11 protein-coding genes and 16 tRNA genes are annotated in these 13,313 nt (G+C 40.9%); all 27 read left to right on the top strand.

The window, feature by feature from the left end; genetic code table 11:
- Positions 1-44 precede the first annotated feature (44 nt).
- The 27 genes from MHZ95_RS05750 (at position 45) to MHZ95_RS05620 (ending at position 13,289) form a co-directional block, all read left to right on the top strand.
- Positions 45-120, top strand: a tRNA-Thr gene (locus MHZ95_RS05750).
- Between the two features lie 5 nt (positions 121-125).
- Positions 126-201, top strand: a tRNA-Lys gene (locus MHZ95_RS05745).
- Between the two features lie 32 nt (positions 202-233).
- A tRNA-Leu gene (locus MHZ95_RS05740) sits at positions 234-315 on the top strand.
- Between the two features lie 16 nt (positions 316-331).
- Positions 332-408 (top strand) — tRNA-Arg (locus MHZ95_RS05735).
- A gap of 100 nt (positions 409-508) precedes the next feature.
- Positions 509-584 (top strand) — tRNA-Ala (locus MHZ95_RS05730).
- 22 nt (positions 585-606) lie between these two features.
- Positions 607-680: transfer RNA gene (locus MHZ95_RS05725), tRNA-Met, on the top strand.
- A gap of 7 nt (positions 681-687) precedes the next feature.
- A tRNA-OTHER gene (locus tag MHZ95_RS05720) sits at positions 688-765 on the top strand.
- 15 nt (positions 766-780) lie between these two features.
- Positions 781-873: transfer RNA gene (locus MHZ95_RS05715), tRNA-Ser, on the top strand.
- Between the two features lie 42 nt (positions 874-915).
- A tRNA-Met gene (locus MHZ95_RS05710) sits at positions 916-990 on the top strand.
- A gap of 3 nt (positions 991-993) precedes the next feature.
- A tRNA-Asp gene (locus MHZ95_RS05705) sits at positions 994-1,069 on the top strand.
- 22 nt (positions 1,070-1,091) lie between these two features.
- Positions 1,092-1,167, top strand: a tRNA-Phe gene (locus MHZ95_RS05700).
- A gap of 7 nt (positions 1,168-1,174) precedes the next feature.
- A tRNA-Gly gene (locus tag MHZ95_RS05695) sits at positions 1,175-1,248 on the top strand.
- 1 nt (position 1,249) lies between these two features.
- A tRNA-Ile gene (locus MHZ95_RS05690) sits at positions 1,250-1,326 on the top strand.
- Position 1,327: 1 nt separating this feature from the next.
- Positions 1,328-1,402, top strand: a tRNA-Asn gene (locus MHZ95_RS05685).
- 5 nt (positions 1,403-1,407) lie between these two features.
- Positions 1,408-1,498, top strand: a tRNA-Ser gene (locus MHZ95_RS05680).
- Between the two features lie 9 nt (positions 1,499-1,507).
- Positions 1,508-1,579 (top strand) — tRNA-Glu (locus tag MHZ95_RS05675).
- A gap of 493 nt (positions 1,580-2,072) precedes the next feature.
- Positions 2,073-3,563, top strand: coding sequence for an aldehyde dehydrogenase family protein (locus MHZ95_RS05670; protein ID WP_239389555.1), 1,491 nt, complete (start codon positions 2,073-2,075; stop codon positions 3,561-3,563).
- A 47-nt stretch (positions 3,564-3,610) separates the two neighbouring features.
- Positions 3,611-4,516: a 4-hydroxy-tetrahydrodipicolinate synthase gene (gene dapA / locus MHZ95_RS05665; RefSeq protein WP_239389554.1), complete on the top strand. Its 906-nt coding sequence runs from the start codon at positions 3,611-3,613 to the stop codon at positions 4,514-4,516.
- A 30-nt stretch (positions 4,517-4,546) separates the two neighbouring features.
- A complete protein-coding gene (locus tag MHZ95_RS05660; RefSeq protein ID WP_239389553.1) occupies positions 4,547-5,938 on the top strand; it encodes a flavin monoamine oxidase family protein in 1,392 nt (463 codons plus the stop codon).
- A gap of 428 nt (positions 5,939-6,366) precedes the next feature.
- Positions 6,367-7,791, top strand: a complete 1,425-nt coding sequence (locus MHZ95_RS05655; protein WP_239389552.1) for an MFS transporter — start codon at positions 6,367-6,369, stop codon at positions 7,789-7,791.
- A 196-nt stretch (positions 7,792-7,987) separates the two neighbouring features.
- Positions 7,988-8,890: a DMT family transporter gene (locus MHZ95_RS05650; protein ID WP_239389551.1), complete on the top strand. Its 903-nt coding sequence runs from the start codon at positions 7,988-7,990 to the stop codon at positions 8,888-8,890.
- 403 nt (positions 8,891-9,293) lie between these two features.
- Entirely contained in the window at positions 9,294-10,163 is an 870-nt protein-coding gene (locus tag MHZ95_RS05645) for a MurR/RpiR family transcriptional regulator (RefSeq protein ID WP_239389550.1), read from the top strand.
- A 158-nt stretch (positions 10,164-10,321) separates the two neighbouring features.
- Positions 10,322-10,555 (top strand): hypothetical protein, encoded by a 234-nt coding sequence (locus MHZ95_RS05640; protein WP_239389549.1) that lies wholly within the window; start codon positions 10,322-10,324, stop codon positions 10,553-10,555.
- Positions 10,556-10,837: 282 nt separating this feature from the next.
- Positions 10,838-11,206, top strand: coding sequence for a hypothetical protein (locus MHZ95_RS05635; protein WP_239389548.1), 369 nt, complete (start codon positions 10,838-10,840; stop codon positions 11,204-11,206).
- 173 nt (positions 11,207-11,379) lie between these two features.
- The gene (locus MHZ95_RS05630) at positions 11,380-11,523 is read left to right on the top strand and encodes a hypothetical protein (RefSeq protein WP_239389547.1); all 144 of its coding nucleotides are present in this window, start codon (positions 11,380-11,382) and stop codon (positions 11,521-11,523) included.
- A gap of 185 nt (positions 11,524-11,708) precedes the next feature.
- A complete protein-coding gene (locus MHZ95_RS05625; protein WP_239389546.1) occupies positions 11,709-11,951 on the top strand; it encodes a hypothetical protein in 243 nt (80 codons plus the stop codon).
- A gap of 525 nt (positions 11,952-12,476) precedes the next feature.
- Positions 12,477-13,289, top strand: a complete 813-nt coding sequence (locus MHZ95_RS05620; protein ID WP_239389545.1) for a squalene/phytoene synthase family protein — start codon at positions 12,477-12,479, stop codon at positions 13,287-13,289.
- The last annotated feature ends 24 nt before the right edge of the window (positions 13,290-13,313 follow it).

Raw genomic sequence — 13,313 nt, 5'->3', positions numbered from 1 at the left:
CAGGGGGTCGGCGGTTCGAGCCCGTCATCCTCCACCATTTATTTGCCGGTGTAGCTCAATTGGTAGAGCAACTGACTTGTAATCAGTAGGTTGAGGGTTCAAGTCCTTTCGCCGGCACCATTTTCGAGCCATTAGCTCAGTCGGTAGAGCATCTGACTTTTAATCAGAGGGTCGCAGGTTCGAATCCTGCATGGCTCACCATTTTCACGACTTGTTAAGTTGTGGCAAACAATGCGGGTGTGGTGGAACTGGCAGACACGCTAGACTTAGGATCTAGTGCCTTCGGGCGTGGGGGTTCGACTCCCTTCACCCGCACTTTCATTATTGTATAGCGCCCGTAGCTCAATTGGATAGAGCGTCTGACTACGGATCAGAAGGTTATGGGTTCGACTCCTGTCGGGCGCGCCATCAATATTATTTCGGGAAGTAGCTCAGCTTGGTAGAACACTCGGTTTGAAACCAAGAGGGCACAGAGGCAAAATCATTCTATATCACGACCATTTCTCATGGGGCCTTAGCTCAGCTGGGAGAGCGCCTGCCTTGCACGCAGGAGGTCAGCGGTTCGATCCCGCTAGGCTCCACCAACAAAATTTATATAAAAATCCTGGCGGCGTAGCTCAGCTGGCTAGAGCGTACGGTTCATACCCGTAAGGTCGGGGGTTCGATCCCCTCTGCCGCCACCTTAAAGAATCTTTAGCTTAATTCTTTAGAGCAGACGGTTCATAAACCGTCCGGTCGTAGGTTTGAGTTCTGCAAGGTCCACCAGTAACTATATTTCACGGAGGAATACCCAAGCCTGGCTGAAGGGATCGGTCTTGAAAACCGACAGGGGTGTTAAAGCCCGCGGGGGTTCGAATCCCTCTTCCTCCGCCATTTAAGTTAAATGGTGAATCTGAACAAACGAATTAATATTATCGCGGGGTGGAGCAGTGGTAGCTCGTCGGGCTCATAACCCGAAGGTCGCAGGTTCAAATCCTGCCCCCGCAACCAAATGGTCCCGTGGTGTAGCGGTTAACATGCCTGCCTGTCACGCAGGAGATCGCCGGTTCGATCCCGGTCGGGACCGCCATTTTTAAAAAATACATACATGTGGCTCAGTAGCTCAGTCGGTAGAGCAAAGGACTGAAAATCCTTGTGTCGGCGGTTCGATTCCGTCCTGAGCCACCATGATAATGCGGGTGTAGTTTAGTGGTAAAACCTCAGCCTTCCAAGCTGATGATGAGGGTTCGATTCCCTTCACCCGCTCCAAGGGCCTATAGCTCAGCTGGTTAGAGCGCACGCCTGATAAGCGTGAGGTCGGTGGTTCGAGTCCACTTAGGCCCACCATTCCGCAGTAGCTCAGTGGTAGAGCAATCGGCTGTTAACCGATCGGTCGTAGGTTCGAATCCTACCTGCGGAGCCAATCTCGGGGAAGTACTCAAGTGGCTCAAGAGGTGCCCCTGCTAAGGGCATAGATCGCGTAAGCGGTGCGAGGGTTCGAATCCCTCCTTCTCCGCCATGTTTTTATGGCCCCTTGGTCAAGCGGTTAAGACACCGCCCTTTCACGGCGGTAACACGGGTTCGAATCCCGTAGGGGTCATACAAGAAAAAATATCCTATCAAGTTATTCATAAACTTGATAGGATATTTTTTTATTTTTACAAAGTAAGAATATATCTTGTCGAACCCCGTCAATAGGTTTGTGAGGGAAAATGTCGCGACAATAAAGGTCATCTAAAACTTTGTTGAATGTTTTAGGTGTTTTTTTATTGTAGAGAAACTGGTTGAATTGATTTTGAAAAATAATTTTATGCACATTTATCTCCTTTGACATAGCAGTCAACACATGCGTAGAAAAGCAGGGTATCCCTTCATAGACAAGGTTTTCTATTTCGCTTGAAATCTTCTTCTACCCAGAATATCAGTATTAAGAATATTGGTTAAATGAATTATTTTGTTCCCTTTTATAAAAAATGGTTTACAACAATTCGTTTTTATGCTAATATTCAATTTAATAAATAGTTAGAAAAAATAGAACTATTTATCGTTTTGAAATTGAAAATATCAAAGATTGAAAAGGGGCGATAAATAAAATGGAGGCAACTGATTTTCGATTAAAACCGAAAGTGGAAAAGTTCTTGGATGAATGTATAGGTCTTTATATTAACGGGGAATACGTGCCAGCGATTAGTGGGAAAACATTCGATGTCATTAATCCTGCTACCGAAGAAGTCATTGCACAAGTGAGTGAAGCGCAAACGGAAGATATCGATATTGCCGTTCAAGCTGCAAGAAAAGCGTTTGACGAAGGTGAATGGTCAGAAATGGAAGCGGCTACACGATCACGTCTTCTTTACAAGTTTGCTGATCTTTTGGAGGAGAACCGTGAAGAGCTTGCACAACTTGAGACACTAGATAACGGGAAGCCCTATCATGTCGCTTTAACAGATGATATTGAAGGGTCCATCCAACATTTCAGATATTATTCGGGTTTTGCAACGAAAATACAAGGAAAAACGACACAAGTATCACCGGATTATGTGTGTTACACGACGCATGAACCTGTCGGGGTTGTAGGACAAATCATTCCATGGAATTTCCCTCTCTTGATGGCTGCTTGGAAGCTAGGCTCCGCCTTAGCCGTTGGTTGTACAGTTGTGATTAAACCGGCAAGTGAAACACCGCTTACGCTACTTTATATAGCAAAACTATTTAAAGAAGCTGGCTTTCCTGACGGTGTTGTTAACATCACACCTGGTGCTGGTCGTGTAATTGGAGATGCAATTGTCACGCATGAGCAAGTGGACAAAGTGTCATTCACAGGATCAACAGCTGTCGGAAAAGAAGTCATGAAGAAAGCTGCGGATCAAATCAAAGGCGTCACGCTCGAACTAGGTGGTAAATCACCTGCAATCATCTTAGAAGACGCCAATTTAGAGGAAGCAATTGAAGGGGCATTTAACGGCACAATGTACAACCATGGACAAAACTGTAGTGCATGTACACGAATCTACGTTCACCGCAAACATTATGAACGAGTAGTACAAGCATTGGCGGAACGTGTGAACAAGTTGAAACTAGGTCTAGGTTTGGATCCGGAAACAGAGATGGGTCCTCTCGTTTCGGCGAAACAGCAACAAGCAGTTCTTCGCTACATTGAGCAAGGAAAAAAAGAAGGTGCGCGTCTTGTGACAGATGAAAAAACATTTGATAAAGGTTATTTCGTCCAACCAACGATCTTTGCAGATGTAGAAGATGACATGACGATCGCACGTGAAGAGATCTTCGGCCCAGTTATGTCTATTTTGGTTTTTGATACGGTTGAAGAAGTCATTAAAAGGGCTAATGATAGCGATTATGGTTTAGCTGCTAGTGTTTGGACAGAGAATATAAAAACGGGTCATTATATTACTCATAAACTACAAGCGGGAACGGTTTGGATTAACGACGTTGGTCTTGAGTGGGAGACGATGCCGTTCGGCGGATACAAACAATCAGGTATTGGACGCGAAATGGGCGGAGAATATGGCTTGGAGAACTATACAGAAGTGAAAAGTGTCTATGTAAATATTAAACGAAAGTAATTTTTGAATTTTTTATACATTTAATCACAATTATGAGGGGGATAACTATGTATAAACCATTTGGAATGATTCCGGCTTTACCAACACCTTTGAATGAAGATAACAGTATTGACTTTAAGGGGCTTGAACAACTGATCGAACACTTGATAGATGGGGGCATGCACGGTCTCTTAGTGGGAGGAAGTACTGGAGAATACTCACTAATGAGCATGGAAGAACGAAAAGAAGTCATTAAATTTGTGTGTGAAACAGCAAACGGTAGAGTACCGGTTATGGCGGGAACAGGATGTCATCGTACAGCAGATACAATCAACCTGACGCAATATGCGGTTGAAGTGGGTGCGACTTCTGCTTTGGTTATTAATCCTTATTACATGACAACAAGTAGACAAGGAATTATTGATCATTACAAGGCGGTAGCTGAAAGCACAAACATTGGAATTGTTATTTATCATTATCCGGATGCGACGGGCGTTGAACTTGATCCGGAATTGATTCATGAAATCAGTCAAATAGAGGGCATTGTCGGCATTAAAAATACGGCGGACGGACAGCACACTTCCAAACTGCTTGCATTGACAAAAGATAATCCAAACTTTGCGGTATTGACAGGATTTGAACATTTAATCCTACCTACATTGGCATTAGGGGGACAAGGTGCTATTGGAGTGGTCCATAACTTGGCTCCGAAGAAACTGGCAAAACTCTATGATCTGATCGTGAATGAAAACAATTTAAAAGAAGCAACTACATTAAATCAGGAACTGATGGCTTTATATAATGTCATTGAAGAAGAAACGATTCCGGGAACAGTGAAGGCTGGCCTGGAAGCACTAGGATTACCAGGTGGATCGAGTAGATTGCCACTCGTATCTGCTTCCGAAAATTACAAATCAAAGATTAAAGCAGTCTTAAGTGAATTAGGGGAACTAAGATTGAAACAACTCAACTAAGTAAATGCACAAGGGATGGGAGGAAATCGAATGAAAGATGTCATTATCATAGGCGGCGGACTGGCTGGTTTGTCTGCTGCCTGGCGCCTGAAACACCATGATATTTTACTTTTAGAATCCGATAATCGGGTAGGTGGGCGTGTACGATCTGAACGCCGGGGAGATTATTGGTTAAATTGGGGCGGACATCTCTATGCGGGAGCTGGTTCAGCTACAGATGAATTATTTCAATCGGTTGGGACAACTGCATTACCTGTACCCGGAATTTTATCCGCCATGCATCTGAATGGAAAGTTGCTGTTAGGGGGGCGAGTTGAATTCTATCCATTTAGGGTCCCGATGTCATGGAAGTCTAGATTTGCGATGATACGCGCAGGTGCTAAAGTGCGTGCAGCTGTCGTCAAGTATAGCAAAATAGCAAAAAAACGTCCGGCGGAAGACTACCGAGTTCAACAACAACGAGTGTTAGAATTTATGAGTGATCGAACGTTTGCCGAATTTACGGGTAAATTACCGCCAGACGCAGATGCGATTTTTAGACCAACCGTCAGCCGTTCGACTGGCAGTCCGGAGACAATGACAGCTGGATCTGGTGTGGGATACTTCAACTTGATATGGGACAAGAGTGAAGGGTTATCGAGAAATATTGTTGGGGGTCCTTCGACGCTGACGAACACGATTGCAACAACATTAGGTGAACGAGTTCAACTCAATGCACAAGTGGTAGAGGTTCTTCAGAGAGAAGATTCAGTTGCCGTACGCTATCTACAACACGGCGTGGAGCACGTGGAGGAAGCGCATTATGCGGTCCTTGCAACGCCTGCTCCAATTACCAAAAAAATAGCGGTAAACATTGACCCAGAAATCGCAGATGCTCTTGGTCAAGTTACCTATGGTCCACATGTCAGTGCTGCATTTTTAACGAATGAAATAGGGCCTCAAGTTTGGGATGATGTATATGCCTTTGCTACGCCTAAAAGGTCATTCGACATTATTCTTCATCAATCTAATCTAGTCCGTTCAATGGAAACGAAGAGGCAACCAGGCAGCAGTATAATGACTTTTTCACCGGGGGAAAGTGGGCGACGACTACTTGATAAAACGGATGAGGAAATTATCCAAGTATATTTGAAAGATTTAAATGAAATTTTTCCTGGTTTTAGTGATCATGTAGTGGAGGCTCAAGTCAATAAATTTCCACTAGGATCCGCTTATATTTTTCCAGGACGTGAAAAAATACAGCCCATTTTAACAAAATCTGCGGGGCGGTTGTTCTTAGCAGGCGATTATTTAGGCACGCTATATACTGAAACAGCCATTCAAACAGGATTCACCGCAGCCCAAAATATTAACAGCCTACTAGATTTTGAATTTGACGGATCACAAAAAGAGAGGAAACTCGAGGTCTTGATTTCTAGTTAAGTTGATTCAGCAGAAGTCCCCACTTCCATAAGTGGTGAGATGAATGCCAGAATGCATTTCTAAAGGGGAGTCCAAACTTCCTGCTGATTAGAGGAACTCAGGCTAAGGCACCAGCCATGAGAAAGCGCAATTCAAAATCTGGACGCAATTACGCCAAGGCGTAATTGATTAAGCATAGTTTACTCTTCATTCAGCAAATGTTTTGTACTGAAAGCGAAGCGGCAGCTACAGAGAACTCCCGCTAATTGAATAGGATAAGGCAACCGTTGCCAATCGAACCATTCGCTATTCGATCGGCAACGGTTGCCTGTACCATCTCCTGTAGGCTGGCGGATGTCGTATGGAAAAAGACTGTAACCTCAAATAATGTAAACGCTTACCAATAAGCTGAATCGAAAAAATCACTTTAATAATTGGGGGAGAAGTTTATGAATAAGGTTCGAACAATGGAAGATCTGCCCATAAACAGATTCCATTATAAAATATTTGCCTACGCCAGTGGAAGTACATTCATAGATGGGTATATTATCGGGATTATAGCGGTAGCACTTTCTGTCATGCATACCCAGTTTGATTTATCTGTGACCATGACGGGCCTAATAGGGATGGCAACTCTAGCGGGTATGTTTGTAGGTGGGATAATAGGCGGCTATCTCACAGACATTATTGGTCGGAAAACAATGTTTCTCATTGATATGCTTGTCATGCTTATTGTGTCTATTCTTCAGTTTTATATCAATGATCCTAGTCAGTTGGTACTTTTACGATTTATTTTAGGGATTGCAATCGGGGCAGATTACCCAATTGCAGGAGCATTGATGGCAGAATTTTCACCGAAAAAAAATCGAGGTTCTTTACTTGGAGGACTTAATGGATTTTGGTATGTCGGTTACGCCAGTTCCTTTTTGGTCGGTTACTTGTTGCTCTCGTTAGGTGATACGAGCTGGAGATGGATGCTTGCAAGCAGTGCGGTTCCAGTAGCCATCATGCTTTTGGCACGTTTAAATATGCCGGAATCTCCGCTTTGGCTGGCTAGCAAAGGAAAAGAAAAAGAAGCAAACGCTCTTGTTCAGAAAATATTCGGGGAACATGTCATCATGTCGAACGAACCAAAGGCACAGAAGAAAACCACCTTTTTGGATATGTTCCGAAATGGATATGGAAAATGGATATTTTTTGTGTCGGCTTTCTGGTCGCTTTCAGTCATACCTACTTTTGGTATAGGAACCTATATCCCTGAAATCCTTGCACAATTTGGTTTTGCTGATGGTTCCAGAGAATATCTTGGATCAGCAATCATTAATATAGTCTATCTTATCGGCTTACTTCCTGCTCTTTATTTAGTTGAAAAATATGGAAGGAGACCTACGCTCATCTTGCCATTTTTAATATCTGGAATCGCTTTAATCGTACTTGGAGCAACCTCTGGATTGAATACACCATTTAGTCTAATCCTATTGCTCTTTATAGTCTATGGGACGTTTAATACGGCGATGGGAGCCCATCAATGGATCTATCCGAATGAGCTCTTTCCAACTCATATTCGCGGTACAGCAATGGGTTTTATCACAGGAGTGACTCGTTTTGCCTCTGCGATTGGAACGTTTGTCTTTCCGTTCTTTTTGGGGAATTTTGGTTTGGCCGCTACGCTATATATTTGTGGTGGTTTGCTTTTCCTAGGATTTTTAATTTCTCTTTTCATGGCTCCGGAAACTAAGAATATGAGCTTGGCACAATCCAGTTCCATCAACAAATCCGGACCTTTAAAGCAAGGTAGCTTTGTATCGAACAAAACTGCTAATGGTATAGGGGGAACTCTTAGTGCATCGGAAACGAGATTAAGAGAAAAATAATCGACATGTACTAAGGAGTAGTCATCTACCGGCTCATCGGATAGGTGACTTTCATTTTGTAGGACTGGTTATGACGCAAAACAATGAAAGATGAAAATGTTGTCTTGCTTTATTCATAATTATCCGGAAAAATAAATAAAATCATAACGTTTTGAGGAATGGATCTAGCGCATAACTGAATAGGGAAGTGAATGATATGGAAAAACTGTCGAGTTTGAAAGTTTATATCATGACAATTGCTGGTGCGGCATGTTGGGGGCTAATTGGTTTATTTATTGTGCCACTATATGATCGGGGTTTCACGGCTTGGGACGTGGTCGCCGTTCGGGCCATTTTCACCTTTGCAATCTTAATTATAATAATGGCTATATTTTATCGTGCTCAGTTGCGTACCAGATTAAAAGATCATATTTTCTTCGCGGGTGCGGGGATTTTTAGTATCGCTTTCTTTAATTTTTTTTACTTTGAAGTTTTTTCTCAATCGAGTATATCCCTCGCAGTAACGCTTTTATATACAGGTCCTTTGTTTGTAACCCTGCTATCGAGGCTCTTTTTTAAAGAACCGTTGACTATTCGTAAAGGTTGGGCACTTGCTCTTGCGATTGCAGGCTGTGCATTTGTTGTTGGTCTACTGCCACTCGGCCAAGAAAGTATACCTATGAAAACTTTATTAATAGGGATTTTATCTGGATTTTGTTATGCGTTGTACAGTATTTTTAGTAAACCTGTAACGAAACGGTATTCTGCTTTGACAATTACTACGTACACATTTCTTTATACGAGTGTTTTCATGTTATTAACAAGTGACATTGCCAGAAAGACTGATCAATTTCAATATGTTGACGTTTGGATATCAGCAGTATTGTTAGCGTTAGTTTCAACGGTTGCGGCTTTTGTGTTATACACTTCTGGACTAAAATATTTAGAAGCTAGTAAGGCTTCCATTCTAGCAACGATAGAACCTATCGTTGCAGTAGTCACTGGCGTACTTTTTTTGGGGGAACATTTGCTGGCGTGGCAGGTATTGGGAATCGCATTAGTTTTGTATTCCGCAATTCTTGTCGCAGGAGGAGGGTCTAAAAATAAGCTGATTAGATGAACGGATTAACCTTTTCATATGAACATTCACCATGTAGGAACATTGATTTTGAATCCGCAATGTTCTTAAATATAAGATATAATGGACCTTAGGTAGATTAACTTGCTTCAGCAGAAGTCCCCCAATTTTATAAATGGCGGGATGAATGCTAAATATGCATTCAATTCAGTGGGGGTTTCAACTCCGGCTGAATCAAGTTAAAGCCTCCGGCGGATGTCACAGATTTTGAAGGGAGTTAATTGCGCTTATCTAAGTGCCTTAATTTCTGCAAAAAACGCAGAAATTAAGGCAAATCGAACCCTTCGCTGTTCGATTCGCAATTCAAAATCTGGACGCAATTACGCCGAGGCGTAATTGATTTTTGTGGGATCATCTATATCTTGAAGGTGAGAAGGGGATTTAAATGAGTTTATCTAATGAAACAACAACCATTCATAAAATCGTTACGATCAAAGATTCTTTACCCAAAAAACAAAGACAGTTATGCGACTATATCTTGAAAAATTATCAGTCGATCGGCTTGATCACCGTTAAAGAACTTGCTGACAATGCCAAAGTTGGCATTTCAACTGTCATGCGAACGCTGGATGCTTTAGGATATGAAAATTTTAATAACTTACGAAAAGATCTTTATGATGAATCGGTTCCATCCGTCTCGAAATGGGCATTGAAGAAGTCTTTTACAGAAATACGAAATGAAGAAGGAAAGGTTCCAACTTTAGTGCAGGTTTGGAAAGAATCGGTTAACCTATTAAACAAATCACTAGACACAAATTTAGTGGAAAGTTTTGATAGTGCAATTGATTGCCTTTTAGAATCAAGTTATATCAATGTTTTAGGAACACGACCATATAAAGCGACAGCATTATATTTTGAACAGTTGCTTGGAGAATTCTACCCTAAGATCAGGCAACTAAGCCATGACACGGAAGTGATGTATGACAGGATTTTGCAATTAGAAAAGGATGAGACGTTAGTGGTTTTTGCATTTGAACCCTACACTGTTAGCATTATCGAAGCTGTTAAGTTGGCCCATGAATTAGGCAATCGCATCCTATTGATAACCGACCATATTTCATGTCCAATTATTTCATATGCATCAGTAACGTTAAAAGTGGAAGTTAGTAAAGAACAATTTTCAGTCATACCGATTATGGCATTGATAGATGCATTGGTCATCGAGATTGGGAAGCGGACAGCAGAACAATCGATTGAGAAGTTGAAAAGGCTTGAAAAAACACTTGCAGAAAAGAATATTACATTTACTTATTAATCCTAATAAGCATAATGAAAACATTTATTACCGACAAAAAATAATAAATAGCAGGCAATCTAAGTTCGCCAAAGTGTAATCGATATGGAGTAGTTTTTTTATGTCTCTACACAAGATGACATGCACCACCTGTTATTACTAGAAAAGTTGGTGAATCAATGGAACAAGTAATAAGAGAAATATGGTCTCCGAGTCATCAATATAAAGTACAAATTATCAAACGCAAAGATGGTCTTTTTACAACAGTAGTTTATAGGTGGACGTCAAACTGCGGATACGAATATTGGAATCCTATAAAAAAAGGATTATCGTTGATAGAGACAGAAGAAAATGCCGTGACGTTAGCTATAGAGCATTTAAGAGAGTATTCTGGTGAAAATAGCTGCCTCTGATAACGGGGTAGCTATACTAAGCTCAATGCCGACAAATATCTTATTGACAAAGGCAATGCCATGGAAAGTAGGCAAGGGTCAGGTAATCTATTTTTAGCAATCATATCGCAAAGCATGGATTATATAAAGGATAAATAATTACATACGTTTAGAAATTATTAGAGGAACGTCCATCCGGATGTTCTTTTTTATTTAGTTCTAAAATCCTTATTGCCTATTGAATATAGTTCTTTTTATCGTATACTAGTATAGTGTGATTAATAGGTCTAAGGAGATATTTAAATGGAGTTTCAAGAGTTATTGAATAAGATTCAACAAAGTATAGATAAAATGGACTTAGTTTCGGCTAGAAAATATATCGAGGGGAATATAGAGGAATTATCAGCTAACAGGCATAAACTTCGAAGAAATGCGAGAGAGCTGTTAGATTTTCTCTTAAGTAATTCGGGAGGAGAGGCTGAACCTTTAGGTCGTCAGGATCTGCATGCAATTAACATAATTAATACATATGCTACTAGATTCGACATCAGAAGTTTGAAGCGATCAGTCGAAAATAACCCAAATTTACTAATGAGGGAAGATATTAAATATTACTTGAATACAGACGCTAAAATTTTGCTAGAGGGAATGAATGCGATTCAGGTAAGCTAATAATTTTCTCATTTTAGCTCATTCAAATGTATTGGTTCTAGAGGTTTTGTTCCCATAAATCCGAACTGTTTCTGAGTTATTTCCACGCTGAAGAAAATAATAACGATGAATAAATTCCTGTGCTTAAGAGATAATAATACTGTTAGCAATATCATCCATTGGGGGTTTCTCAAATGAAAGGAAAATATTTAGCTTTGCCATTGGCGGTATTATTACTATTAGGCGCTTGTGGAAAAGGCGATGACGGGGATAATAATGACAGGGAAGTGCAGGATCCATTGTTGCAAGACGGCGGGGAGAATGATGTAGGCACATGACAATATTGGATTTTGTGACTCAGAAGATTGTTTAACAATATTGCAGTTCAGAACGTCCACTTGGGCGTTCTTTTTACTTTTAGGTTGAAGAAATTGATAAGTAGCAGGAGAAGGTTGAGGCGAAGTAATTGTAGGATTCTCTTCACTTTTGTAGAATAAAAAAAAGAAGGAGGGGGGGATTACTAATGATGAATGAAGAAGTAAATAAAATATCGGTTATGCTGTTACAAAGCCTTTACGACTATCACTTTGCAAATAACGGAGGAAGTTACACTTTACCCAAAGCAATGCTGAATGCCGATGCAAATAGCAAAGTAGCTATTGAATATCTTCTTGAAAAAGGCTATGCCGAGGATAGTGGGCAAGGGTCGGATAATTTAGTTCTAGCAATAACGCCGCAAGGCATGGATTATATAACGAATAAATAACTGCATATGTTAAGAGATAATTAGAGGAACATCCACCCGGGTGTTCCTTTTTATTGTGCGTTTCTAAAGGATTGTTAATTGATCAAAGGATGTATCGGAACCGAATTACGTATTAATTAAATGATATTCATCAAAGTGTAGATAAGATGTCTTTAGTTTCGGCTAGGTGGAACCGTATACTTAAATACGCTTACATCATAAATTATGGTATACTATAAGTACACAAACAGCTTTTGGAGCTTCGACAAAACCCTTATTTAAACATGAACGCTTGGTACAGATAACGATTTGGTGAGAATTGGTTTGGAAACGTCTGGAACCCTTTCAACTCGAGGTTTCAGACGTTTTTGTTTTGAAACTTTGTTAAATGGCTAAGTAGCCAAAACTTAGATCAAGGGAAAGCGGAATTGCTTGTCATCAAATGCTCGTTTGTTTACCCAATATTTTTTGTTTTTAGTGTCACTATTTAAAAAATTGAGTTACGATGAGTATAGCCAGATTTAGATTGGGAGGTACGTATTTAGAATGAGTAATTTTCCGAAAGACGCAATGCGTATGTTAAAAGAGACGAGTCGTACGTTTTATATTCCGATCACTTTTTTGCAGAAGGAATTAAAGTATTCGGTTGCATCCGCTTATTTAGTGTTTCGGGCAATCGATGAGATTGAAGATCATGAGGGATTGGATAATAACGTAAAATATACAATTTTAATGCAAGTAAGCGAATTATTTAACAAACCTTTCGATAACGAAACGTATTTAAAAATTCTGGGGCAAACTAAAGAACAATTGCCAGCAGTTACAATTCGCTTAGCAGAATGGTTACAAGCTTGTCCAGAAGATGTGCTGCCGATCGTGACGAATGCTGCACGTGAAATGGCAAGTGGGATGGCGAAGTGGTCAAAAGCAAATTGGGAAATCCATACGCGTGAAGACTTGGATGATTATACATACTACGTTGCTGGGCTCGTTGGGGTTATGCTTTCGGACCTTTGGGAGCATTATGGAGAAGCGAAAACCGATCGGGAACTGGCCATCGGTTATGGACGTGGACTTCAGGCCGTAAACATTCTGCGTAATCAGCAGGAAGACTTGGATGAGCGCGGGGTAAGCTTTGTCCCTGATGGATGGAATCGTGCAGACCTATTCGAATATGCAGAGGAAAACTTGTCAAAAGCGGATGAATATATGAAGTCTCTCAGTAAGAAAAACATTATATTGTTCTGTCGTCTGCCGCTCGCTCTTGCGCATAAAACATTAGCCGCGATGAAAGAAGGACGCGAAAAAATGACACGTGCAGAAGTCGAACAAACAGTGGAGGAAGTTCAAGTCAAATAAAACGATCGATATGTTGTGGGGATA

The organism is Sporosarcina sp. ACRSM, from assembly GCF_022346545.1.
Lineage (GTDB): Bacteria > Bacillota > Bacilli > Bacillales_A > Planococcaceae > Sporosarcina.
This window is presented reverse-complemented; position numbering and strand designations above follow the sequence as displayed.